The sequence below is a fragment of the Saccharicrinis sp. GN24d3 genome (assembly GCF_052400645.1).
Taxonomy (GTDB): domain Bacteria; phylum Bacteroidota; class Bacteroidia; order Bacteroidales; family Marinilabiliaceae; genus Saccharicrinis.
Genome location: NZ_JBQTGI010000011.1, coordinates 167596 through 191064 on the forward strand (window position 1 = coordinate 167596; position 23469 = coordinate 191064).

The window sequence follows — 23469 nt, forward strand, 5'->3', positions numbered from 1 at the left end:
ATGAGTACGGGTAGAATCATACAGAATAATTCAGGGGCAATGGCCGAAGCTCCGCAGCAAGTATTTGTTTCGGATGGTACGCAAAAGTACCCCTACGGTCACCCTGAATACTTCTCAGGGTTTAAACCCGATGGCATGTTGTTGCTTGATTTAGGCAATAACGAATACAGCGAGTTTCGTGTAGATACCAACCGTGATTGTACCATCACACTGTATCAATACCTGGTTGGTTCCAGGTACAAGCTTTTTGTATATCGAAGCCAGGACACACCGGTTAATATTCATTTTTCAGGTGAAGACCAGGTATATGTTGTACAAGGTACTGCCGATGCACAGCAATTTCTTGTGTTAAACATTGAAGTTGCTGAACTCAATGGTAAGATTATTAACCGCATTGGTGCAACATCCGAAAAGCTTGAGGAACTGGTTAACAGCCTGACTACAAAAACCATTAAGATAAGCGAAGCCTTTACCTTTAATGGCGTTTCTATTGGTGGTTATGCCGATGGTGATACAGTTGAAAAAGATACCTTATTGCATGATTACCTAAAGAAAACAGCGCAAAAGACATTGCCTGTTAGTTACTCCGCGCCAAGTATTGGACTAAGCCCATCGAGCCAAAATGTTGAAGCCGGAACATATGTTAGTCCTGATATCCTTGCTTCATTCACCCAACGCGATGCAGGGGCACTCAACCGTTATTTATTACAACGTTCTACAGGAGGTGGAGCAAATGTAGGTTTAATTGATGCAGCCGTTTTACAAGCCTATAACCAGGCATCTATTCAGGTGCAAGATGGTGTACATTTGAATTACACCGCTACTATCTTCTACAATGAGGGCATTACCAAGGTTAATAATGTTGGAGAGGAAGACCCAACCGGAAAGATACTGGCCGGAAGCCTGACCAAAAGCCTTAAATACACTGGTAATAGGAACGTGTTTTACGGCATGGATACCAATAATGCCAACCCTGCCACAAGTGCCGAAATACGAGCTTTAAGCGATAAAAAACTGAATCCAGGCAACGGAACATCAATAACATTGAACATCCCTGCCGGAACAAAACGAATTATCATTGCCTATCCTGATACTTTACGCGACTTATCGAGCGTGAAATATGTAGAGCTAGGTAATGCAGAGGTAGCAGACACCTTTAGCAAACTAACCATGAATGTGGAGGGTGTAAACAATTACCTGGCTATTGGCTACAAAGTGTTTGTGTACATCTCTGCCGTTGCTTTTAGTGGCACGGCTACTTATAACGTGACTATTTAATATGGCAGAACCGATATCACTACCCAAAGGCTACAAACGATTAGGCGCATTCGCAATTGATGAAGATTCAGTCTTTATAACACAGGCTGCCCTGGATGCTTATTTAGCCGGTGGCTCATCCTATGCTGGCCAGGTAGTTGCCCTAGTCCTTGATGCACAAAACGAAGCGCAGATATTCAAGGTAAACAAGGATAAAACACTGGGTAATATAGGAAGTGTGGATATTACTGTTGATGTCAATCCAACCGATAACAGTGAGAATCCTGTAAGTTCAGATGGTGTGTTTAAGGCTTTAAACAGTGAAGTTGTTCCTTTTTCTTCTGTCATTCGATTTGATAGAAAAAAGGCTTCACAACACACACAAGATTCAGATATTCATTTTACACTTGATTCAGAAGGACATATCAGTGATAAAGAAATATTCCATGAATTAACGGGCAACGGTCTGAATACGTTGTCTATTGATAAAGATGCTTTCAATGTTTTTGGCGAATTGGATAATGCAGACATTAATCACATTTTTATGTGGTACTCCCCATTTAATAAGCCTTATGCAATTATAAAGCAATTCAACAAAGAGGTTGCAGGTAATGTACCTCCAATAGCAATATCACCTGCAATAACAGCTGACCCTTTGCAAGTTAATTTTGAGGCAAACATTTCGTACGTTTATAGCGATACTGAAGGGGATGCAGAAGATAAAACCTCATTAGGAACTTCATATAAGCTAAAAAGATATGATAGCTTGTTAGAAGCTCAGGATGATGTAAATGGAATTATTGTAGCTACAGGTGCTACTTATGGAACAACACAGAAATACACGTTTGTAACAGAAGATACTAACAGGTATTTTATAGTGGAAATAACTCCAAAGGCACTAAGTGGAACTAGGGTTGGTTCTGTTTACAAATCTCCAGTCGCAGGACCTGTCTCGGGCGAATTTAGTATTGATAGTTTAGGAACAAATAAGCTAAAAGGATATTATACAGACCCTAATGAGCCAACTAATGTGGTTTTAGATACTAATGCCCCAGTTTCAGTAGAACAATGGCTTGATAAATCAGGAAACAATAACCATTTAATCAATAATACAAAAGCTCAGCAACCTTTGATTAATATGTCTGCCATGCAGTTCGATGGTGTTGATGACTTACTTTCTGTTATAGTTGCATTATCAGGAGCATATGAATTTTACTTCGTGGTTACACTTGATACGCCTAATGATAATGCTAGATTGATGGATACCGCAGGAACATCTAGGTCAATATTACAGAATAGGGGAGTATATTCTTATGTTACCGCTACAAGAGTAGATTACCCAGGTGGAAGTCCTTCTGCTGATACTAAAGTATTATATCAATTATCCATTGATGGTGCTGATAGTTATCTAAAAACACGAAGTGAACAATTTAACACTGGAGAATTAGGCGCATTTGATATTAGTACTTTACATATTGGTAATAGGGCTGATGGTTCTTTGGGTACAGAAGGTAAAATATTTGATATAGTCATACTTGACAAATCGGAGGCAACACAGGAGGATATTGATAATGTACGGAATGCATTGTTATTAAAACATTTTCAATAATGAGAGCAATATTTTCAGCATTATTAACTGAAGCCATTGAAAAAGTAGAGGAGGAAAAAACTGTAGAGTTGGCAATGATTTCTATCAATTACAATTCAAATGATTGGGAATACTTGTCACAATATTCAGGGTATAATGTTATTTCAACTAATACTGTTACTGTTGACGAAAGCCCAATAGGCACTTTAGCAGCAAACACAGGATTAGACTACGATAAGGCTAACAATGAACTAATAGTAGTGCAAACTCCTAATTTACCTACTCTAAGATTTAATAGAAACGTCAATTTAGTTGAGACAATGGGGAAGCTTTCAACACAAGGCTTAGCATATGATTCTGACACTGATAGATATTACCATTTAACTACATCGGGGATAACTGCCAAAAGAAAGGATAACACTATTTTGTTCGTATTAACTTTTCCCAATAGTCAGAATAATCCCGGTAGTATTTACTGGAGTAGTATCCTGCAAATGTTCCTAATTACATACGATGGTTCTAACTATATCAGATTCTGGAGACCTGATTTTAATAATAACACGCTAGAGTTAGATAGAGAGTTAGTAGTTAATGGTGCATCGGAAGGAGTCTCAATGGATGAGCGCAATTCTTCCATTTGGGTAAATGGTGTTGATGAAAAGCTTAAGGTTAGCTTAGGTGGTCAGATTGTCCTTACTTTTCCCTTTGGTCTTGGAAATACAGGGCATGTTAACGAAGGGTTAGCCTTGGACCCAACAGATGGAACACTTTGGTTTAATTCAGATGAATACTATCATGGTGGTATCTTAGGAGGTAACAGATTGTGGCATATTGATCCTGAGAAGAAGTACAATAAATACATTAACGTCCCTGACCAAATTAAATGGGAATTTGGGTCATTGGTTAATGCAAAAATTGTAGACAATAAACTCTTGAAAATCAATCCTGATATACCTGCTGAATGGCATAGTCCAGTTTTTGACATGAATAGCTATGAGGATATTAAACTACTTGAGAAATACAGTATCCAACCTTCAGCAATATATACTTCTGATTTAGAACCGACAAGTCAGTTACAAAACATCTTTCCATTCAATTTTTATCAAGCATGGGGAGATACGAATCCTAATCAAGTTGAATTATCTGGAATACTAAGATTTGTGCAATTCAAATTTGACTTTTAGGAAAAAAACTATCCAAAACCACCAAATCGAGAAGAAAACCCCCCGAAACTGCAAAAAACCGAAAGCGTGAATATGACAACTAATATTTTAACACCGAAAATCAAAGAAAAATGCGCGAGACGTTTAAAAATGCAGTTATTCAAAACATCGGTAAAATCATTGCCGGGTTAATCGTTACCACTCTTTTAGGAGTATTTACAACGATTGTTATTGAGCCAGTTAAGCAAGTAGTTAACATGCCTGGCGAAGTCAGAGAAGCCATGCACGGCTTAAATAATAAGCAACAACAATTAGAATCCAGGCAAATGATGCTTTTCAAAACCCTGGAGAAACAGTCAGAGACAGATAGTGCCATTTTCAAGCAACTAGAAAAGCTGAATAGCACAAACATTGTTTTTACAAAGGAGATGTCAGTGATACAGGCAAAGCTAGCCACTATCCGAGATGAACTACCGGCACTACATCAACGATTCAACGATATTGAGAACACTGTAAAAAACATAAGGTCATACGGCGATTATGCACATCAACCAACGGCCACAAAATTCACCAAAGAAAGGTTTAACCATTGGCGACAACAAAAGGAATGGCAAAGAAATAGGTACAAGTACTATGATAAGATTCGTTCCAGGAATCCAAGGTTAATGTACCTGGATAGTCTGAATAATGCACAGTCGTTAAATATCGCTTATCAATCATCATTTAATTCATACTACAATGAGCAACAAACCACTAATTAACCAGGTTAGTGAGGGCATTCAATATGCCTTGGGAATGGAAGCCAAAACAAAAGGCGAATTTGTTCCTAAACTACAGAAGCTTCCTGAGGTGAAAATACCACCAAGCAAGGAACAAAAAAGAGCTGCATACATCAAAAGGCGCAAGAAAGCAGCTTTAAAAAAGCGTTTCAGCAATGTTGAACGTGGCCAACGTCAAACATCCAGGCTAAACCGCAGTTTACACCGTGGTGTTAATCAGGTGAACAGAGCCAAACGTGAACATGCATCTATGAAGCGTACCATTGCTTCAAATCGAAAAACCATAGCACAGCTTCGCAGACAAGTAGCAGCCCAAAAGCGTTACGTAGCTCTGCTTATGAAACGTTGGGAGCGTAAAAACCAGGCTCAATTGCGTAAGATGAGTGCTTCGTTCCGTAGTCAGTTAAAACGCAACCAGGCACGTACATTTAAAGCCTATGCCAAGCAAATGGCAAAAAAAAAGCGTCCATCATCCTTGGTGAGAAAAAGAAGAAAGGTAGCAACTTCAACGCGGAGACCTTTAAGGCGTCCAAGTATTTCAAGACGAAGTCGCAGGGTTATTTCTTCCCGTGGCAGAAAATCTTATACGGCAAGGAGAAAATCAATTTCTAGGCGCAGACCGGTTCGCAAGCCAGTTCGTAGAACTATCAGGCGTAGACCAACGGTAAGACGTTCGTATCGCAAGCCAACCAGGCGTATTGTTCGCAGACCATCAAAGCGTAGAATAGTACGTAAGCCAGTTCGCAGAACAATCAGGCGAAGACCAACGGTAAAACGTTCATATCGCAAGCCAACCAGGCGCATTGTTCGCAGACCATCAAAGCGTAGAATTGTACGCAAGCCAGTTCGCAGAACAATCAGGCGTAGACCAACGGTTAAACGTTCATATCGCAAGCCAACAAGGCGTATTGTTCGCAGACCATCAAGGCGTAGAACGGTACGCAAGCCGATTCGCAGAACAATCAGACGTAGACCAACGGTAAAACGTTCATATCGCAAGCCAACAAGGCGCATTGTCCGCAGACCATCAAGGCGTAGAGTTGTCCGCAGAAAAAGCAGTTCATCAAGAGCAGCTCTACTCAGGAAATTGAGACAACATACAGCCAGGGTAAGAGCAAAAGCAAGAGCTAAATCACGCAAGCGCAGCCGTTCTCCATTCAGAAGAATTATAAGGCGCAGACGCAGATAATAACATTCATACATAAACCGCAATAATTATGGATATTAAACAGACATCAAAACATTTACAGAGGTTGGGGCAACCGTTCGACGTTTTCATTAATACTGGAGGCGTTGAACGGCAACTTTATAAAAACCTGGAACCAACAGACGTTGAAACTTTACTCAACGAAGTATTGGAAGCGCATAATCCGGATTCAATTATCATCCAACAAAAGCGCAGAAATGGTTCGAGCAATGTAAAGGAAGGCGAAAAGTACCCACTCACATTAAATGGAATAGAAAATACACAGGCCAACACGCAGCCAATGAACACACCACAAGTACAACCAATGAATGTTCCTGGAGACTTCAAGGACTACATGATTCAAGACCTCAAGGGCAAACTGGACAAATCAGAGCGCAGAGTTGAGAAGCTTGAAAATGAAAACGAAACCTTGAAAAAGGAAAACTTTGAACTTGAAAAAGACAACAAGTACAAGGACAAAGAATTTGAGTTGGAACGCAAAGGCCAGGAATATGAAAAAAGCAACGGTCTTTCAGGTGTGTTAGAAACTGTTTCTACCAATCCGGCATTAGCTACCATTGCGGCTACTGCAATAGGCCGATTAATGGGCATTGACGTTCCTGCCATTGGTGCAATTGAACCAGGAGAAGAACAACCAAGTGCAGAACAACCAGGAGCTTCAGCAGCCGAAACGATTCAGGCTAAAGTAGCACAGAATATTGAAGCCTGGCTAACTCAGCAAAGCGATGAAGTTGCCGGACTGTTTTTCCAAATGGCACAAGCCGTTGCTGCCGATGTATCAAAAATTCCTGAGGTGATAACCTTTTTAAATGAAGAATAATGAAGTCTATTAATATCCCTGTTCAGGCCAATGTATCAGATATGTCAGAAGAAATTGATTTGACAACAAGCATTCAAACCATAGCAAAGAATGTAAGTATCGAGAATCTTAAAATACTGGCAGAAAAGAGCAAAAAGCCTGGCATAAACAAGAAGATTCAAACGTATAAAAAGTTTATGTAATGATTCCATTAATAGCAGCCGCCACAAATGGCGACACCATGAAGAAAGTAGGCATCGTAGTTGGTGCAGGGGCTTTGTTGGGCTTGGGATATTGGGGCTATAAGTCCTACATCAAAAAAGCCAACGTTAAACAAGCTGCAAGCAAGTACGGTGATGGTTCTAAAGAGGGCAAAGCCGTTGAATATGCCGGTATGATGTATTCAGCATTGCATAGTGGTTGGTTTAACATGACAGAGGATGAAAAGGCCATTTACACCACTGCAATAAAAATGAACGAGAATGGTGTATCCATGCGAATGGTGGGGGATGCTTATCGAAAATTATACTCTAAAGAATTAGTGACAGAGCTTAACCGCCTGTTAGACCCTGATGAGTTGATAAAGTTTAATAATGCCTTAAATGGTAAGTATAAGCCAGTATCAAAAACCGGTTCGGTATTAAAAGCGGCTTCATACGTCAATCCAATGTTAACACCTTTAACCTGGTTTACGAAATGAAAAATTTAATAGCATTTGCCGGCTTTGCTGCATTGGGTATTTACCTGATGAAAAAGTACGAGAAAGGCGATAACAGCAAGATAGAGCCAACTGAAATACCTGGTATTTTCCCATTAAAGAAAGGCGATAATAACGACCTGGTTAAACAAGTGCAAAAGGCATTGATTAACCGTGGTGGTGATGTTTCTCACCTGGTATTATCAGGAGGTGGAGCTTCAGGTGATTTTAACGAGCAAACCGAAAAGGCATTGACCTCATTAGGTTATCCGGCTCAATTGGATAAACAGCACTTTTCAATGCTGATTAACGATTCTAAGGTACTACGCAATGTAGCCTACGTTATTGATGTGGATGGAGCAACCCTCTTTACAGGCGTTGGAAACACACATAGCCCTGAGTATGGTTATGGACGTGACCCATTTGCCCACCTATCGGTGCGCACTCACTTAGGTACGTCAACCGGCAACTACAAGAATGGACTTGTAGAGCTAATGACAACCATTAATGTAAAGCGTGTTAAGTTTTGGGTAGCTACCAACAAGGTTGCTATGGTTAGCCAGGCTGAATACGATATGATGAAAAGCTCAAAGATATTGCCTAAAGGCGAAGATGTGAGGTCTAAACTATTAAAACTGTAAGCCATGTTCAATACTATATTACCTGAGATTCTTAAACACGAGGGTTATTATTCCAACCATTCCAACGACCGAGGTGGAGAAACTTACCAGGGCATTGCCCGAAAGTTTCACCCATCTTGGGCAGGGTGGATGATTGTTGATGAAGAAAAGCGGAGACGCGGAAATTTACCAAGAAACCACCGCATTTCAGACCCACAAATAGAGCCATTGGTAACACAATTTTATAAGTCTAAGTTTTGGGATAGGATTCTCCTGGACCAGGTAAAAGACAGCTCTATGCAGCGTATTATTTTTGATGCTTACGTTAATTCAGGCGGTAATGGCATTAAGGTACTACAACGTGTTTTGCGTGACCAATTTGGAAAAAACATCCAAGTTGATGGTGCGCAAGGCCGAATGACAGTTGCAGCTATCAACAGCGTAAATCCATCGCAGTTATTTGAAGCATATAAAGCAGCCCGGGCAAGTTATTACAATGCCATTGCTAAAAATGGTAACGAAGTCTTTCTAAGAGGTTGGTTAAACCGTTTATCAAGCTTCAAATACACACCGGCTATATCTGCAGCTTTATTGCTTGGAGTTGGTATCGGAGGTTTTTTTTTATCAAATTTTTAATGCAGGATAGCAATGAGCGTAATTGACAGCATAGGCAAGGCCATTGAAAAAACAGGCGAAGCGTTTGATAGAAACTTCACAAGTAAAGAGGAAGTCTTAGATAAGGTTAAGCAAGCCCAGGAACACATGTTAAATGTGAAACAATCTATTCTCCTGGCAGAAGCCAACGGAAGCAAGCTTCAACGCAATTGGCGACCTATTTTAATGATAATGTTTGGTGTGGTTATCGTGTACAACGTGATGATTGCACCTATTCTATTCAACTTTTATGGCATTCCTAAACCTGAGTTAACACCTGATTTTTGGGATGTATTAAAGCTTTCTATTGGTGGTTATGTTATTGGCCGTTCAGGAGAAAAGATACTACCAGGCGTAGCAGATACAGCCAAAAAAGTAATGCTAACCAGGAAAGAACGCAGACAGGCAAAACGCGATGAACGAAAAGATTAAAGAAGCGGTTTATGTGGCTCTATGTGGAGCGACCTTTTACCAGGCAGCCAAGTATCTAAAAACAGATGCAACGGTTGCCCTGGTGATAGGCACAGCCGTAGGAAATATTTTAGCAACTCCAGTAAAAAAGACAACATGATTACATCATTATTATTAGGCAATAAGAAGAATCTGTTAATCGGTGGTGCAGTAGTTATTGGGCTTATTGCTCTTGCATCCGCATCATCCGGTAACGAAAGCAAACCGGCACTAAACGGTACAAATAAGCCAAAAGCAAGTAAAAGTAAGCCAACAAGCCAAGGCAGAAAAAAAGCAACAATTAAAGTTTGAGTTATTACCAGGAACAACTCTTAAGCCAGGTTAGCAACCAAGAGGTCGAATCCTGGTTAATGGATAACCCTGTTCCATCCACCTGGCAGGGTGATAAGTGGAGTTATGCTTTTGGGTACATGGAAAGGGAAATAAATGAGTAAGCAATATTGGAAAGAATTTGATGAAGAACAGTTTTGCGCATACGTAGAACTCATTCAGGAATTTCAAGTGCATATAGAGCATCAACAAACTTTGAAACTATTAGAAAAGGAGCTTGGCAAATTCCATAAGGTAACTTGTGATTTTAGAACACAGATAATGAATGAAGCTTCAAAGAGACATGAGGCTGCAAGTGAAGTATACAGCAAAACAGGAGCTTTTGATATAGTGATAAGTAATGTATGACTAAAGAAGACAAGTTTTATAAACACCTGGTTAAAGAAATTAGTTCCGGAACCAAATACAACAAACGTTCACTTGAAAAAGAGGGTGAACGTTTTGGTATTGTAGATAAAACATGGGTTAAAGAGCTTTCAGAGTTAGCCATTGTTACCATAGCCAGGCAACGAATTGCCAGTAACCAGGATAAAGGCATAAAAGCCACATTTCATGCTCTTGTTGAGCTTTATAACACACAACACAACTTATCATTGCGAACATCGCATAGCATGATGTTGCAGCAATATTCTACCCCTGCACCCCTGGCCTATCTTGCTAGTAGATATGTGGAGAATGGAAAAGCTACGGCAAAGTATTTTGAGCCAAGTGCAGGGAATGGATTATTGACCATAGCACTACCTTACACACAAACTTATGTGAATGAGTTGGATGATATTCGTTTATCCAACTTAAAACGGCAGCCGTTTAAGGTGGTCAGTAACCAGGATGCAACACAGCCTTTTGACAAATATCTTTGGTACTTCGATGGCATTACAACCAATCCACCATTCGCAACCCTGGACGAACCAATTAAAGCCGGTGGTTTCCTCATTAAGCACCTTGACCATGCAATGGCCATTACAGCCCTGGACACATTAAAGGATTCAGGAAAGGCAGCAATTATAATCGGTGGTCATTCTACTTATGATGCTAAAGGCAGATTAACCAGGGGGAAGAATCGCATCTTCCTGAACTACCTATACCATCATTACAACGTGGAGGATGTTATCTCCATTAATGGTAAAAAACTCTACACCAAACAAGGAACCGGCTTCGATGTACGCTTAATCCTGATTGATGGACGTAAAGCTAAACCGGAGGGTGCAGCACCATTAAAAAATGAAGAGCTTACCACCGTAATAAACTCCTACGAGGAACTATTTGAGCGTGTTGGCTTAAAGGATAATAAACCCAATATAAAGCTTCTAAAACTAAGAGCGAAAGCTTTAATCATCTTGCAAAAACAGTCTTAAAATGAAAGGAACAATAAAACTAGACAGTAACGTATTAACGGTTACTTTTCCCAATAAAACACCCAATCACATACACCAACGCTTATTGGAGCTTGGTTTTAAAAGCAGTAAACTACGTAAAAGATACATCCAGGCTAAAGGATTAACCGAAAGTCAATTTGATTACCTGGAGGGATTGGTTGGTCATACAGGTTTAGGTATGGCCTACATCCCTGCAACAGAAAAAGGGTTTATCCTGGATACAGTTGTACCCGATTCAATGGGCTACGAAATGCACATTGCTATTCGTAAAGTCAAAGAGAAAATTGGAATGCCATTGTTTCAGTATGTGGCTACTAAGTTGGATTATACCGATGAACAGTTGGTTAAGTCATTGGCAGCCGAACAGGTAGATAGTGTAGCCCTGGCCATTTTCAATATTGAGGAAAAAGAGCAGGGTATCATCATTGGCGACCAAACCGGAATAGGGAAAGGTCGCCAGGCAGCAGCTATGATTCGTTATGGTATCAAAAACGGTATGAAGCCTATTTTCTTATCCGAAAAACCTAACTTATTTAGTGACATTTACCGTGATATGGTGGATATTCTAAGCGAGGAATATGTACCGTTCATCGTTAATGCCAGGGAAAGCAAAACCCACATTAAAGACAAAAACGGAACAACCATCTATCAAGCTCCGGTAAAAGCTGACCAGGATAAAATACTGAAAAGTCAAAAGCTTGGTAAAGAGTATGACTACGTGTGTGCCACATACAGCCAGTTTAACCAACCAAAGAAGAAACCATTAAAGCCTGGCTTTTTGGCTGCAATGGCCAAAGGCAATTTGATTATCCTGGATGAAGCTCACAATTCTTCAGGAAGCTCACAGACAGGTGAGTTTATGCGCTCTGTTTTATGGCAAACCAAAGGCGTTGTTTTCCTTTCGGCCACTTATGCCAAAAGACCGGATAACATGCCTATTTACGCCATGAAAACGGCCATACGTGAAGCTTCATTAACCAATGAGGGATTAATAGATGCTATCCTTAATGGAGGTGTGGCCTTACAAGAGGTTCTTTCTTCTCAATTGGTACTCGAGGGGCAATTAATCAGGCGTGAACGTTCGTTCGAGGGCGTTGAAGTCAACTACATGAACCTGGATAGCCTTTCAAAAGAACATGAGAGAATGGCCGATAAGGTGACAGACATTATTCGTGACATCATCGAGTTTCAGGAGCTTCACATTACGCCAATCATAAGTGAAATGGATTCCATAGCAGCTGCCACCGGTGCAGAAATTGAAGCCCGAAAAGGTACAAAAAGAGCCGGAGTAGATAATATGCCTTATTTCTCAAAGGTGTTCAATATCATAAATCAAATGCTATTTGCCATTAAGGCTGAAAGCGTGGCGAACCATGCCATTAAAATGATGAAGCAGGGATATAAGCCTATTGTTGCATTCAGTAGCACAATGGGGAGCTTTTTAGAGGATATGGGCGGTGTGAATGATACAATTAACGCAGACTTCTCAACTGTACTTGAAAAAGGCTTAAATAGCGTATTGAGATATACAGAGCGTGATATTGATGGTTCAACCATTAAACATGAACTGGATATTGCTTCGCTCGATGCGGATGCTCAAAGCGACTACTACACAATCCTGGATAAAATAGAGAATGCAGCTACCGGCATATTAATAAGTCCTATTGATTTAATTGTACAGAAGATTGAACAGGCAGGGTTCACCGTTGGCGAAGTTACCGGTCGTAAACTGGCATTACGTTACAGTAAGCATACTTTAGGCAATGTTGATACCATTGCTTCAACCGCACTAATCGAAAAACGCAAAAAGGAAAGTACTAACGACTTGTTTCGTGAGTTCAATAACAACGAACTGGATGCATTGCTGATTAATCAATCCGGTTCTACAGGTGCATCTGCACATGCAGTTCCTACCGATAAAGTTCCGGAGAGCGAAGTTAAAAAGCGTGTGATGATAATACTCCAGGCAGAGCTTGATATTAACACAGAGATCCAAAAGCGTGGACGCATCAACCGAACCGGACAGATATATAAACCGAGATACGATTATCTTATTTCTACCATACCGGCTGAACAGCGTTTAATGATGATGCTTCAAAAGAAATTGAAGTCATTGGATGCCAATACAACCAGTAACCAAAAGAGTAGTGAAAAGCAGCTTAAAACGGATGACTTCCTGAATAAGTACGGTGACAAGGTGGTAAAACTTTACCTTATCGAGAATCCAAAGCTTAACCTGGCTTTAGGTAATCCAACCAGGTCAAGTAAAGACGAAAACAGCATTGATGAAGACTTTGCATTATTCGTTTCCGGACGTGTGGCCATACTTCCGGTAAAAGAGCAACGCAAGTTCTATAAAGATGTACTAGAGCGTTACCATGATTATGTGGAGTACTTAATTCAGTCAGGTGAATACGACCTTGAGTTGGAAACCTTAAACCTACAGGCCGAAACAAAAGAGCGTAAAATAACAAAAGCCGGCCAAGGTGGAGAGTCCTCATTTGGTCAGGATACCTACCTGGAAAAATGCGAGTGTAATGTGCTTAGAAAGCCATTCAAGAAAATGGAGCTTGAAAAGCAAATTAAGGATGCTTTAAACGGACAAACAGCCGATGAAATAAAGAGTAATATCATTGCTCATTTAAACCAGGTAAGCAGCTCCATATTAGAAAAAGAACTAATGGCCATTGAGGATAAGTACGACAGAGCCATTGAGAATATCACCAACGAAGCCAAGTATAAAAAAGCTGACAATCAAAGTCAGTACCTGGCTGAAAGAGAAAAAGAGCTGAACAAAGCCAGGACTTTAGACCAACAGCAAAAATCAAGAGAGCTGAACAACCGAAAAAGCCACATGCTTAACTTTATCCGATTCTTTAAAATTGGCCAGGGCTTACAAGTTCCGGCAATTGGTTTCGATGCAATGGGTGAAAGTGTTAAAGGAATTTCCCTGGGCTTGCATATCGACAAGAAAAGAGCCAACCCATTTGCACCAAGCGCAGTAAAGGTAAAGATAGCCATTGCAGATAGTCGTAAGATGTTGGCATTGCCATTGTCAGGAGATACAGGCAGGGAAGCGGAGCGCATTTTATCACGTAGTTACAGATTAACCACAATTGATAGCGAATTATTTGTTGAGAATTGGAATGACCATATAAAAGCCTACGATGCAAACCGACATACCAGGTATATCTTTACCGGAAACTTACTCCAGGCAGCAACCGAAAACGGAAAGCTTGTAAGCTTCACAACCAAATCCGGAGACACACGAAAAGGTGTATTAATGCCTGAAGGTTGGTCACCGGACCAAAAGGGAAACACGAACAATGCTTATGTGATGGTATCCATCAAAGATGCGATTCCTTACATTAAGAGTTTGCGCAATGGTGCAAGCGTTCAGAGCGAAAACGGCATTGGTTTCTTCCGCAGGGCAGATGGTTACAAGGTTATCATTCCTAAAAAGACACATTTTCAGTCTATTTTTAAAGATGAAGAGCTATACAGCCAGGTTGATGGTAATGTAGGTTTCACACTTGTATCGGGCAATATGGTAGGCGAAGTTTCCGACAGTAACGCGGTGAAGTTTCTAACCATACTAAGCGAAAAACACCGTATTTCTGTTAAAGTAGGTCGTAACATCTTCGACCAGTTTATTGAGCCTAATCGAGAGAACTCAGTTGATGAACTGGACGAACTAACCGTTAAGGCTAAAAAGCAGTTGCAGAAAGATAGAAAGGAGTTTGAACAGAAGCTTCGAATGCAGAATAGCAAAAAGCCTAAAAAGAATGATTCAGCGCGTAAAATTAAGCTTTTAAAGCTTCGTGCAAAGGCTATTATTATCAAGCAAAAGCAAGCAGCTTAGAAATACAATTATCACACAAAATTATATACAACTTTTTCGAAAAAATATATAGCTATGATTACAGTTAGCAATTACCAGGAGAAAACAGCAAAAATCAACTTTGCCAAACAACCGGATTATATCCAGGAAGCTCATAAGGACTTTGCCGATTATGCAGAGTTCTACAAAGATGATAAGGACATCAAAGAAATGTTGGACAATCACATGAAACTGGTTGACAACATTATCAAAAAAGAGTACGAACGTCAACAGACCAAAACTGAACCGAAAAAGACCAAAAGCGTTACAAAATCGACCAAAAACGTAAAGAAAGTTGCGCAAAACGCAAAGAAATCCACCAATAAGGCAAAGAAGCCTGTTACAAAAAAAGCCGCTCCATCAAAAAAGGACGAAAAATGTAACAAGGTTGAGCCAATAAAAACCGAACATTTTACCGAAGATGTGCGCCTATTGCGTAGGTTTAACGGTTGCATTGGTAAAGAGCGACAAAGGCGTACTATCCTTACTATTTACCGCGACTTTGAGCGTAGAATTACTGAACGTAAAGTAAGCCGTAAAAGTAAACATGCTGACCTGGTATGGCAATGTTCTAAAAAGTTGGCTGCATTACTCGAAGCTATGACCAAACAAAAGCTAACACATGTTACTATGGAAGTTGATAAAACGTTCCAGGATAAAGTTAGCCAGGCATCAAATGAAGTGGCTATTCGTACATCGGTTAATTTACTTAAACGCTTTGTTGGTATCGAGGGCGAAGTGAAGCCGGATAAAGAAAAGGTAGAGCGCATTATGAAAGCTTTTGATAGTGCCACCGAACAAAAGAAGATTAGTAAAGAAGATTTTTACGCACATGAATTGCAACTGGCATACAAGGCTATGAAAAAGTACATGGAGGGTAAAGCTGATTACATTGGATTTGAACCTACCACATTAAGCGGCCTGGATAAATACTTTGGCCTGGGAAAGTCTAAAGCCACTACCAAAACCATACAAAAAAAAGCTAGTGGTAGTGGGGCATCTAGCAAAAAACGTACGGTTAAGCGCAAAGTAACGAAGAAACCAAACAAGCAACTAAATGGACTTGATAATAATACTCCATCTCAAAAACAAGTTCAGGAGCAATCGGGAACTGAACCCCCGGTACGTGAACCAGTAGTAGTTGACCGGTTTCAGGTTGACTTAACGCCTGAACCGTCCCCATCCGCACCATCCGACCAATTGGAAGCAGAACAAAACAACCAGGATAATGTGCAAAATAACGATGCTGTAAACGGCTTGTTTACACCAATAACCGACACAGAGCCGGAGAACGAATTGGAGAAAATTCAATTACCTGGTGACTTGGGTAAGTTCCTTGGTTATGTGGAGCGATACGAATATGCCATTGTATTGCGTGGTGAGAAAGGAGCCGGTAAGTCGCGCTTAACTTATCAAATGATGAATACCTTTGCCAAAGCCGGATTCAACATTGGTTGTTTTACCTTGGAAATTGGTAAGCGTTCTAACCTGGTTAAAGATATGCGTAACGAATATCTATGCCCAACAATAGTTAATAGTGTACAGATAGCCGAAAGCTGCCCGAACGGCATAGAGGATATTAAAGCTGCAGCTAAAATATTCGATGTAGTTGTTATTGATAGTTGGGGTAAGATACCGAACGTTGACCAGGACGACTTTGATAAGCTACGCAAAGAACATCCTGATACCATGTTTATTGTTATTTTTCAGTCAACCACTAACGGAACTGTTCGCGGTGGTTCAAAAGCTGAATACGATGGTGGTATGGTTATCCAGGTGCAAAAAGGCGGTCGAGCCATTTGCGAGAAGAACCGGTACAACGGTGAGGATTTAACTTACTTGGTATTTGAACGGAAACTTGCAAGCCAGGAAGAATAAAAATGAGGGAGTAGGATTTTTAAACCTACTCCTTTCTTTTTATAGTACGGCTCTTACATCCTTTGCCACTTTCATGTGCAGCACCTTTGCATAAGCTTTTTGGGTAATTGATATATTGGAGTGCCCCAGGAGCGCACTTACAGTTTCAATCGGCACATCTTTATTTAATAAATAGGTAGCGTAGGTTTTGCGGCCAACATGCGAAGTCAGCTTCTTATTAATACCTAAAAGCGTTGCTATTGTCTTCAGGTGCGTATTGTATTTTTGATTCGAGACAATGGGCATTTCAAAATCATACTTTTGCAGAATATTGACAGCCGTAGGAGATAGAGGGATGTTACATTCTGCTGTTTTTACTTTCTGCCGCCTTTTATTAATCCATAATCCATCCTTTTCAAATTGGATGTTTTCTTTATTCAAGTTCTTCAGGTCGATGTAAGCCAATCCGGTATAACATTGCATCAAAAAGCAATCCCGAACTTTATCCAGGGCATCATTCTCAAAATTATACTTGGCCAGTTTCTTTAATTCAGCATCCGATAAGTAAATAATATGATTGGTTTCGCGGTAGTTTATTTTGTTGAAACTCGGAAAACGGTTACAATACCTCCTATTGTAAGCAAACAGGAGTGAACTTTTAAAGAAGCTCAGAGACTTTTTACAATAGCCTATACTGTATTTGCGCTCTACAATAATATGGTGTGCCAGTTTATCTATTATGTAATCGTTGTAATCATCAAGTTTGCTGTTTAAAAAGTTCAATTGAGCCAATGAAGCGATAACTAAAACTGCATATCGGTTGTCTTTTTTGTAAGCTTCTGATTCTTCATCAGGGTGTTTGTTGCTTATATATTCGTTAATAATGGCCTTTATATGGGTTTTGCTTTCAAAAGTACCTTTCTGATACCTATCTTTTAATTGTTTAGCATTTGGAGTATAACCATCAAAGAAAATAGCGTTATGATAGAGATTGTTTAACTTGGAGGTAACCGATAGCAAGGATTTATTGTACGATTCTGCAAGGGGGTGACTTTTCCTGATTTTCTTGTACCGGTTGTCAAAGTCTTTTTCGAGAATCCAAAGGTTGGTGGATAATTCTGCACGTTCACCATTGATAGTAATCCGAACGTAAACAGGTACTTGACCTTTTTTATTTCGCTTACTTTTTGCAAGCCAAAATAGAATATTCATATGTTATCAGTAAAAATAAAGTAAAAAAAAACCTAACTACTAAAAAGTAATTAGGTTACTTGATTCTTACTATAAGAGTCTATTTATGCGGAGAGAGAGGGATTCGAACCCCCGGTACCTCGCAGTACAATGGTTTTCAAGACCACCGCATTCGACCACTCTGCCATCTCTCCAAAAATTTTATATCTTATCTGAAACCCTTGCTGTTGCTGTTGTTTCAGTGTGTATCTCTTTTGATAACGGGTGCAAATGTATAGGAATTTTTCGAACTGCAAAAATAAAAATGAAAAAAAATATAAACTTAATTTAAGTGTTATGTCTAAGTGCTTTCTTTGGAGGTGCTTTTTTGCGCCTTTTTTATTCCCGGTTGGTGTTGTATGTTGGGATTTTCCGTTTCCAAAAATCTATTTTTTTAACGAATGACAATTCTTACGTTTAATAGTTGCACCAAATATTATTTTTTATTGATATATTGCTGAGGGAATTTTCCTTTTAAAGAAGGATAAGAAATCCGTGAGTATGCTGATTGGAAAAATGGATGAAGAAAAGGGCGGCATGGCGTACTTTTTCGAATGGCGGTATGTGAAAAATTATGGGAAGAATTTTTGGCATGGGTCAGTTTGGACTTGATGAAATATGAGAATGTGCAGTATTCACAGACTGGATTAAAGTAGATTTCTAAACAAAAATATTTTTCAAGTTACCATATTCGCATTATTATTGACGATTATTTGGATATTTTTGAATTTGAAACCACTGCAAGAATTAACTTGGTTTGGCATGATCCGCCGGAGGAGGTGATGTTGGACGGAAATAAAGGCGATTTGCATTACGTTTTTATGAATGCATATTATAAGGCTATACAGGCAATAAAGCTTAAAGGAAAAATAGTAGAAAGTTAAACTGTTGAGTAATTCGCAAAAATAGATGGTTACTATAGTAGATGATGGTGAAGGAATGGATGCAGTGTTCCAGAACCTCATTTTTGAACCATTTTTAACCACGAAAGAAGCAGGGGACGGCGCAGGATTGGGAATTTCCACAGTTGATAACATTATTAATAAACATGGGGTTGAGATAAGAGTAGGTTCCGATAAAGGTGGAGGATCTAATTTTACTGCGATTATCCCGGTAAAAAGTAAAAAGTAAATGTGCAAACTAGGTGTTGTTCTATATGTAGATGATGAACCAATAAATTTAAAGTTGTTCACCATTATGTTTCGTGGGGTTTATGAAATCGTTACTGCCGAGTCTGGTGCAGAGGCGCTTGAGATATTGGATGACCATACTGGGATAGATGTGGTAATAACGGATATGAAAATGTCGGGGATGAACGGGCTGGATTTTGTTTCTGCTGCCCGAAAAGTAAGAGGTGGCATCCCTTACTTTCTGTTATCAGGATATGGTTTAACTCCCGAAATTGAAAAAGCCTTAGATGCTGACTTGATAGATGGTTATTTCCAAAAGCCATTAAAAAAATCTAAAATTGAGGAAGAACTGGAAGCATATTTGAATTAGCGCTGAAAAAAATACAGTTATTGAAGCTCGGCAAATTTTGTCGGGCTTTTTTAATTTATTTGTTTTTGTGTTTTTTTTGCCATAAAAGCAATATTAGTTTAAGTGTGGGGGTTGTTTATGGGGAGCTGTTTGCTGTGAGATGTTCTATTTGTAAAACATACTATTGTAAAAAGGGGGTTTTGCCTTGTAAAATATAATATCATTTGCACCGTACTATAAAAAATTATAAGTTTGCACGCGAGAAATGATAATTATCACCTATTAAGCGTATTTTTATGAAGAGAGCAATTCTTTTAGCAACTTTGTTGCTGGGGTTTTTCGTGAACGGTTGGGCCGCCAACCCTGAAGTAGATGCCGGAGCTACGGCCTGGATGATTACATCAACTGCATTGGTACTTTTGATGGTACCGGGACTGGCCATGTTCTATGGCGGTTTAGTAAGATCTAAAAATGTATTGGGAACCATGATGCACAGTTTTGCAGCCATGGGTGTAATGAGCGTTCTTTGGGTAGTCGTGGGCTATTCTATGTGTTTTGGAGAATCTGTTTTTGGCGGATGGTTTGGCTGGAACAGCGATTATGTTTTCCTTAAAGGAATTGACGAAACTGTAATGGAAGGCGGGGTACCTGAATTGGTGTTCTCTATGTTTCAGGGTAAGTTTGCCATAATAACTCCTGCACTTATTGCCGGAGCGTTTGCCGAAAGGGTAAAGTTTAAAGGTTACCTGATTTTTATATCCCTTTGGGGTATATTGGTATACAATCCATTGTGCCATTGGGTTTGGGCCGAAGATGGTTTTTTGTTTAATATGGGAGCTGATGGAGCCATCGATTTTGCAGGTGGTACCGTGGTACACATTTCAGCGGGTATCAGCGGATTGGTAGCAGCTATTTATTTGGGGGCACGTCGCGGTTATCCTCTGCGTCAGTTACGTCCAAATAACCTGGTGATGACCATGATGGGCGTTGGGCTGCTTTGGGTCGGTTGGTTTGGATTCAATGCGGGTTCCAGTATTACAAGTGGAATCAGTACAGCACAAGCGTTAACCGCGACTCAGGTTGCCGGAGCTACCGGGGCATTGATGTGGGCTATTATCGAACTTGTTCAGTATGGTAAAGCAACGGCGTTGGGTTTTGCGTCGGGTATTTTGGCCGGACTGGTTGCTGTTACCCCTGCTGCGGGAGTGGTTCAGCCACTTGGTGCCATGGCGTTGGGAAGTATGGCTTCCTTAGTGTGTTATGGAGCTTTAATATTAAAAGACAAATTGGGTTATGACGATTCGTTGGATGCATTTGGTATTCACGGTGTTGGCGGTATTATCGGGGCTATCTTTTTAACCTTCTTTATACGAAACAGCTGGATGGAGAATGCTGCTTCGCTGGCCGGCGGACAATGGTCTGTGTGGGATCAGTTGGGTGTTCAGGTGGCTGCTGTAGCAATAGCTATTGTGTATTCAATTGTGCTGACGATAGCGTTAATTTGGATAGTTGAGAAGTTGTTCAAGTTTAAGTCTACCGACGAAGAAGAAATGATGGGACTTGACCATGCCTACCACGGTGAAAGAGGCTATGGTATGATGAATCCTAACTAATGTCTGATTTTAAAGTTTAAAATACATAGATAAAGTAATATATAAGGTTTAAGTAGGTTAGGTTTGAACATGTAAATATATGTATACTTAATGCTTAACGCTTTATACTAATTCTTAATAAGATGAAATTAATAACAGCAATTATAAGAGAGTACCAGTTGGACCAGGTACGCGAAGGTTTGATCCGGGCTGGTATTAGCCGTATAACCGTAACCCGGGTTTCCGGTCATGGTAACCAGGTGAGCACGGAGGTTTATCGCGGAAAAGAGGTGGTCCCTAACCTTACGCCAAAAATGCGTTTGGAGATAGCCGTAAACAAAGAGTATGTTGAAGTAACTATTGACGCAATTATAAAGGCAGCTAAATCGCACAACGGTCACGAAGGTGAAGTGGGTGACGGAAAAATATTTGTTACACCCCTTGAGCAATGTATCCGTATCCGGACTGAAGAGCGAGGAAGTTCTGCCATATAATTAAATATGGAGATTACTCTAATCTAAACCATTAAACCTTCTTGTTTGCAGTTATGCAGGCAAGAGGGTTTTTTTGTAAAAGGTAAGTAGCTTTTTGAGGTGGTTTATTTTCCTTTCGATATCTTTTATTGCTGCGGCAGGATTGTTATTGTTACTAAAATCTTTATCGAACAAACAGGTTACCGGAGTTTGCGCATGTTGGTTAAAAATCATATCGTGTCCTTCGCATCATTCAGGTGAAATATTCAATTCGGTTTATTTTGCGTAAGGAATTCTGTCTGACCGGCAGAATTACATACAACCCTGTTGCTGTTTTCTCCCAATATCTCATGCTTTTTTAACCTGCCATATGTGCAATCGGCCGTAAAAATTTCAAAATCTTCAGAAAAATATTTCTTTGGTACATCGGTTTTGTGCGAGAAGGTAATGCAATTGGCTATTCCTATTTTTGGGATGCGGGCATTTTTCCAAAAATTATGAGTTTCTTCAATTCTGTTGGAACCATAACTGGATGATTGATCTGCTGTTTTCATTTTATCAAGCGAAATCTTGTCGTATGGGTTTCTTATCGTTAATGTTATTTTTATGCGAAATGCAAGCGTCAAAAAAGGCGGATGGCAAACTTTTTTATGGTTTACGTACCCGCCTTGTCTTATAATTGGTGCCTCATTATTTCTTTAGCACTTTATTCAATACTGTATCCTTATCCAGTTTCTTGGTGCAAAAGAACCAGTCTTTGCAATCTATCTCACTGTCTTCCATTCTGTCCTGGGCGGCTCCGCATGAACCGGCAGGGCCGATAATCACGTCGTCACCGGGGCGCCAGTCGGCCGGCGTGGCTACACCAAACTCATCCGCGGTTTGCATGGCAATTAGTGCACGGTAAAGTTCATCAAAATTTCTACCCAAACTAAGTGGGTAATAAATCATTGAGCGCACGATGCCTTTGGGATCAACAAAGAATACGGCACGTACCGCTTTGGTTGTGTCTTCGTTAGGTTGAATCATACCGTATTTTTTGGCCACATTCATCGTGATGTCTTCGATTAGCGGAAACGTAACCTCGACATCCTTCATGCCTTTGTACTCGATTTTTTCTTTAATGGTGCGTAGCCAGGCAATATGACTGTATAGCCCGTCTACGGAAAGACCCACCAGTTTGCAATTGGCTTCCGCAAATTGATCTTGCATGCTGGCAAAAGTCATAAACTCCGATGTGCAAACAGGGGTAAAATCCGCGGGGTGACTAAATAGAATGACCCAACTTCCGCTGTAATCGGATGGGAAATTGATGTTTCCCTGGGTAGTAACTGCGGTAAATTCCGGTGCAGGATCGCCAATTCTTGGCAAACTCACTACTCGTTGCTCTTGAATCTGTTCCATCTGTTTTGTAATTAAATCGTTAAAGAAAATATTGTAATCTTGGTTTTTATCTAGCATTTATCAAAGGTTCCTCTTATCTGAAGAACGATATCTTCCATATGAAATCCTTTAAAGTTTTTTTTCGCAAAGTATTCTTCCAGCATCTTATCCAGCTCATGGTCGCGATAGTCCTCTATTAAGTCGCATTTCGAACAATACAGGTGATGGTGTTTTTCGGTTATGCCATCGTATCTCATTACATCGCGATCCGTTTTAACCCTTTTTATCAGTGCTTTTTCCACCAGAGTATCCAGCGTTTTATATACGGTTCCTGTAGCTATGTTAGGATGGTTTTTTCGGATATATTCTATAATATGATCCGCGGTAGGATGATTGTTGAGTTGGTATAGGGCTTCTAAAATAACCACCCTTTGTGGAGTTACTTTCAGCCCGGATTCAGCAAGTCTTTTGTGAATTTTCGTTGTCATATCAGAATAAAACCTAAATAAGAATAATTCCTAAATAATAATTAAGCTAATATAAGAAAAAAGTGTTTAAATAGCAATAAGTGTTTTTTTTGATTGATTGTTGCACGCTTGTACGGAGAATGTCGTGCATATCGCTTATTATATGC

The 23469-nt window shown here is 39.9% G+C and carries 26 protein-coding genes and 1 tRNA gene; 22 read left to right on the forward strand and 5 right to left on the reverse strand.

The features are described 5' to 3' along the window. The 17 genes from ACT29I_RS14520 to ACT29I_RS14600 all read left to right on the forward strand — a co-directional run bounded on the left by ACT29I_RS14520 (position 1) and on the right by ACT29I_RS14600 (position 16699). Positions 1-1278, forward strand: a complete 1278-nt coding sequence (locus tag ACT29I_RS14520) for a hypothetical protein (RefSeq protein WP_444793796.1) — start codon at positions 1-3, stop codon at positions 1276-1278. 1 nt (position 1279) lies between these two features. Beyond that, complete coding sequence (locus ACT29I_RS14525) at positions 1280-2866, forward strand: hypothetical protein (protein ID WP_444793797.1); 1587 nt, start codon at positions 1280-1282, stop codon at positions 2864-2866. After that, positions 2866-4029 (forward strand): hypothetical protein, encoded by a 1164-nt coding sequence (locus tag ACT29I_RS14530; protein ID WP_444793798.1) that lies wholly within the window; start codon positions 2866-2868, stop codon positions 4027-4029. Before ACT29I_RS14525 ends, ACT29I_RS14530 begins: the two co-directional genes overlap by 1 nt. 110 nt (positions 4030-4139) lie before the next feature. Continuing rightward, a complete protein-coding gene (locus tag ACT29I_RS14535) occupies positions 4140-4769 on the forward strand; it encodes a hypothetical protein (protein WP_444793799.1) in 630 nt (209 codons plus the stop codon). Continuing rightward, positions 4747-5976 (forward strand): hypothetical protein, encoded by a 1230-nt coding sequence (locus tag ACT29I_RS14540; protein WP_444793800.1) that lies wholly within the window; start codon positions 4747-4749, stop codon positions 5974-5976. Before ACT29I_RS14535 ends, ACT29I_RS14540 begins: the two co-directional genes overlap by 23 nt. Before the next feature lie 28 nt (positions 5977-6004). Next, positions 6005-6814 (forward strand): hypothetical protein, encoded by an 810-nt coding sequence (locus ACT29I_RS14545; RefSeq protein WP_444793801.1) that lies wholly within the window; start codon positions 6005-6007, stop codon positions 6812-6814. Then, the gene (locus ACT29I_RS14550; RefSeq protein ID WP_444793802.1) at positions 6814-6996 is read left to right on the forward strand and encodes a hypothetical protein; all 183 of its coding nucleotides are present in this window, start codon (positions 6814-6816) and stop codon (positions 6994-6996) included. Before ACT29I_RS14545 ends, ACT29I_RS14550 begins: the two co-directional genes overlap by 1 nt. Continuing rightward, positions 6996-7493, forward strand: coding sequence for a hypothetical protein (locus ACT29I_RS14555; RefSeq protein ID WP_444793803.1), 498 nt, complete (start codon positions 6996-6998; stop codon positions 7491-7493). The genes ACT29I_RS14550 and ACT29I_RS14555 overlap by 1 nt, the downstream gene beginning before the upstream one ends. Beyond that, on the forward strand, positions 7490-8131 hold the full coding sequence (locus ACT29I_RS14560; RefSeq protein ID WP_444793804.1) for a hypothetical protein: 642 nt from the start codon (positions 7490-7492) through the stop codon (positions 8129-8131). The genes ACT29I_RS14555 and ACT29I_RS14560 overlap by 4 nt, the downstream gene beginning before the upstream one ends. 3 nt (positions 8132-8134) lie before the next feature. After that, the gene (locus ACT29I_RS14565; protein WP_444793805.1) at positions 8135-8746 is read left to right on the forward strand and encodes a glycoside hydrolase family 108 protein; all 612 of its coding nucleotides are present in this window, start codon (positions 8135-8137) and stop codon (positions 8744-8746) included. Positions 8747-8758: 12 nt separating this feature from the next. Further along, positions 8759-9196 (forward strand): 3TM-type holin, encoded by a 438-nt coding sequence (locus ACT29I_RS14570; protein ID WP_444793806.1) that lies wholly within the window; start codon positions 8759-8761, stop codon positions 9194-9196. Continuing rightward, positions 9180-9335, forward strand: coding sequence for a hypothetical protein (locus tag ACT29I_RS14575; protein ID WP_444793807.1), 156 nt, complete (start codon positions 9180-9182; stop codon positions 9333-9335). Before ACT29I_RS14570 ends, ACT29I_RS14575 begins: the two co-directional genes overlap by 17 nt. Beyond that, positions 9332-9526, forward strand: coding sequence for a hypothetical protein (locus tag ACT29I_RS14580; protein WP_444793808.1), 195 nt, complete (start codon positions 9332-9334; stop codon positions 9524-9526). Before ACT29I_RS14575 ends, ACT29I_RS14580 begins: the two co-directional genes overlap by 4 nt. Before the next feature lie 135 nt (positions 9527-9661). After that, positions 9662-9913: a hypothetical protein gene (locus tag ACT29I_RS14585; RefSeq protein ID WP_444793809.1), complete on the forward strand. Its 252-nt coding sequence runs from the start codon at positions 9662-9664 to the stop codon at positions 9911-9913. Further along, a complete protein-coding gene (locus tag ACT29I_RS14590) occupies positions 9910-10920 on the forward strand; it encodes a hypothetical protein (protein ID WP_444793810.1) in 1011 nt (336 codons plus the stop codon). Before ACT29I_RS14585 ends, ACT29I_RS14590 begins: the two co-directional genes overlap by 4 nt. A 1-nt stretch (position 10921) precedes the next feature. Further along, positions 10922-14803 (forward strand): strawberry notch C-terminal domain-containing protein, encoded by a 3882-nt coding sequence (locus ACT29I_RS14595; RefSeq protein ID WP_444793811.1) that lies wholly within the window; start codon positions 10922-10924, stop codon positions 14801-14803. 54 nt (positions 14804-14857) lie between these two features. Beyond that, a complete protein-coding gene (locus ACT29I_RS14600) occupies positions 14858-16699 on the forward strand; it encodes a hypothetical protein (RefSeq protein ID WP_444793812.1) in 1842 nt (613 codons plus the stop codon). A 39-nt stretch (positions 16700-16738) separates the two neighbouring features. On the opposite strand, the gene ACT29I_RS14605 is transcribed toward ACT29I_RS14600, so the two are convergent. Together ACT29I_RS14605 and ACT29I_RS14610 are read right to left on the reverse strand one after the other, a co-directional pair. Then, complete coding sequence (locus tag ACT29I_RS14605) at positions 16739-17890, reverse strand: site-specific integrase (protein ID WP_444793813.1); 1152 nt, start codon at positions 17888-17890, stop codon at positions 16739-16741. An 88-nt stretch (positions 17891-17978) separates the two neighbouring features. Further along, positions 17979-18063: transfer RNA gene (locus tag ACT29I_RS14610), tRNA-Ser, on the reverse strand. Positions 18064-18621: 558 nt separating this feature from the next. Here ACT29I_RS14610 and ACT29I_RS14615 point away from each other — a divergent pair. The 5 genes from ACT29I_RS14615 (at position 18622) to ACT29I_RS14635 (ending at position 21473) form a co-directional block, all read left to right on the forward strand. Continuing rightward, positions 18622-18792: a hypothetical protein gene (locus tag ACT29I_RS14615; RefSeq protein ID WP_444793814.1), complete on the forward strand. Its 171-nt coding sequence runs from the start codon at positions 18622-18624 to the stop codon at positions 18790-18792. A gap of 25 nt (positions 18793-18817) precedes the next feature. Beyond that, on the forward strand, positions 18818-19039 hold the full coding sequence (locus tag ACT29I_RS14620; protein WP_430935039.1) for an ATP-binding protein: 222 nt from the start codon (positions 18818-18820) through the stop codon (positions 19037-19039). Then, complete coding sequence (locus ACT29I_RS14625; protein WP_430935040.1) at positions 19040-19408, forward strand: response regulator; 369 nt, start codon at positions 19040-19042, stop codon at positions 19406-19408. A 275-nt stretch (positions 19409-19683) separates the two neighbouring features. After that, on the forward strand, positions 19684-21000 hold the full coding sequence (locus ACT29I_RS14630) for an ammonium transporter (RefSeq protein WP_430935041.1): 1317 nt from the start codon (positions 19684-19686) through the stop codon (positions 20998-21000). Positions 21001-21122: 122 nt separating this feature from the next. Then, a complete protein-coding gene (locus tag ACT29I_RS14635) occupies positions 21123-21473 on the forward strand; it encodes a P-II family nitrogen regulator (RefSeq protein WP_430935042.1) in 351 nt (116 codons plus the stop codon). A 245-nt stretch (positions 21474-21718) separates the two neighbouring features. Here ACT29I_RS14635 and ACT29I_RS14640 read toward each other — a convergent pair whose 3' ends face one another. The 3 genes from ACT29I_RS14640 to ACT29I_RS14650 form a co-directional block, all read right to left on the reverse strand. Further along, positions 21719-22006 (reverse strand): DUF1847 domain-containing protein, encoded by a 288-nt coding sequence (locus ACT29I_RS14640; protein WP_430935043.1) that lies wholly within the window; start codon positions 22004-22006, stop codon positions 21719-21721. 136 nt (positions 22007-22142) lie between these two features. Then, positions 22143-22856, reverse strand: coding sequence for a peroxiredoxin (locus ACT29I_RS14645; protein WP_430935044.1), 714 nt, complete (start codon positions 22854-22856; stop codon positions 22143-22145). Positions 22857-22906: 50 nt separating this feature from the next. Then, on the reverse strand, positions 22907-23323 hold the full coding sequence (locus tag ACT29I_RS14650) for a Fur family transcriptional regulator (RefSeq protein WP_430935045.1): 417 nt from the start codon (positions 23321-23323) through the stop codon (positions 22907-22909). Between the last annotated feature and the right edge of the window lie 146 nt (positions 23324-23469).

Excerpts from the sequence above, each read along its gene's own strand:
- ACT29I_RS14520 (WP_444793796.1), top strand. The coding sequence starts at position 1 with ATGAGTACGGGTAGAATCATACAGAATAATTCAGGGGCAATGGCCGAA.
- ACT29I_RS14525 (WP_444793797.1), top strand. The coding sequence starts at position 1,280 with ATGGCAGAACCGATATCACTACCCAAAGGCTACAAACGATTAGGCGCA.
- ACT29I_RS14530 (WP_444793798.1), top strand. The coding sequence starts at position 2,866 with ATGAGAGCAATATTTTCAGCATTATTAACTGAAGCCATTGAAAAAGTA.
- ACT29I_RS14535 (WP_444793799.1), top strand. The coding sequence starts at position 4,140 with ATGCGCGAGACGTTTAAAAATGCAGTTATTCAAAACATCGGTAAAATC.
- ACT29I_RS14540 (WP_444793800.1), top strand. The coding sequence starts at position 4,747 with ATGAGCAACAAACCACTAATTAACCAGGTTAGTGAGGGCATTCAATAT.
- ACT29I_RS14545 (WP_444793801.1), top strand. The coding sequence starts at position 6,005 with ATGGATATTAAACAGACATCAAAACATTTACAGAGGTTGGGGCAACCG.
- ACT29I_RS14550 (WP_444793802.1), top strand. The coding sequence starts at position 6,814 with ATGAAGTCTATTAATATCCCTGTTCAGGCCAATGTATCAGATATGTCA.
- ACT29I_RS14555 (WP_444793803.1), top strand. The coding sequence starts at position 6,996 with ATGATTCCATTAATAGCAGCCGCCACAAATGGCGACACCATGAAGAAA.
- ACT29I_RS14560 (WP_444793804.1), top strand. The coding sequence starts at position 7,490 with ATGAAAAATTTAATAGCATTTGCCGGCTTTGCTGCATTGGGTATTTAC.
- ACT29I_RS14565 (WP_444793805.1), top strand. The coding sequence starts at position 8,135 with ATGTTCAATACTATATTACCTGAGATTCTTAAACACGAGGGTTATTAT.
- ACT29I_RS14570 (WP_444793806.1), top strand. The coding sequence starts at position 8,759 with ATGAGCGTAATTGACAGCATAGGCAAGGCCATTGAAAAAACAGGCGAA.
- ACT29I_RS14575 (WP_444793807.1), top strand. The coding sequence starts at position 9,180 with ATGAACGAAAAGATTAAAGAAGCGGTTTATGTGGCTCTATGTGGAGCG.
- ACT29I_RS14580 (WP_444793808.1), top strand. The coding sequence starts at position 9,332 with ATGATTACATCATTATTATTAGGCAATAAGAAGAATCTGTTAATCGGT.
- ACT29I_RS14585 (WP_444793809.1), top strand. The coding sequence starts at position 9,662 with ATGAGTAAGCAATATTGGAAAGAATTTGATGAAGAACAGTTTTGCGCA.
- ACT29I_RS14590 (WP_444793810.1), top strand. The coding sequence starts at position 9,910 with ATGACTAAAGAAGACAAGTTTTATAAACACCTGGTTAAAGAAATTAGT.
- ACT29I_RS14595 (WP_444793811.1), top strand. The coding sequence starts at position 10,922 with ATGAAAGGAACAATAAAACTAGACAGTAACGTATTAACGGTTACTTTT.
- ACT29I_RS14600 (WP_444793812.1), top strand. The coding sequence starts at position 14,858 with ATGATTACAGTTAGCAATTACCAGGAGAAAACAGCAAAAATCAACTTT.
- ACT29I_RS14605 (WP_444793813.1), bottom strand. The coding sequence starts at position 17,890 with ATGAATATTCTATTTTGGCTTGCAAAAAGTAAGCGAAATAAAAAAGGT.
- ACT29I_RS14620 (WP_430935039.1), top strand. The coding sequence starts at position 18,818 with ATGGTTACTATAGTAGATGATGGTGAAGGAATGGATGCAGTGTTCCAG.
- ACT29I_RS14625 (WP_430935040.1), top strand. The coding sequence starts at position 19,040 with ATGTGCAAACTAGGTGTTGTTCTATATGTAGATGATGAACCAATAAAT.
- ACT29I_RS14630 (WP_430935041.1), top strand. The coding sequence starts at position 19,684 with ATGAAGAGAGCAATTCTTTTAGCAACTTTGTTGCTGGGGTTTTTCGTG.
- ACT29I_RS14635 (WP_430935042.1), top strand. The coding sequence starts at position 21,123 with ATGAAATTAATAACAGCAATTATAAGAGAGTACCAGTTGGACCAGGTA.
- ACT29I_RS14640 (WP_430935043.1), bottom strand. The coding sequence starts at position 22,006 with ATGAAAACAGCAGATCAATCATCCAGTTATGGTTCCAACAGAATTGAA.
- ACT29I_RS14645 (WP_430935044.1), bottom strand. The coding sequence starts at position 22,856 with ATGGAACAGATTCAAGAGCAACGAGTAGTGAGTTTGCCAAGAATTGGC.
- ACT29I_RS14650 (WP_430935045.1), bottom strand. The coding sequence starts at position 23,323 with ATGACAACGAAAATTCACAAAAGACTTGCTGAATCCGGGCTGAAAGTA.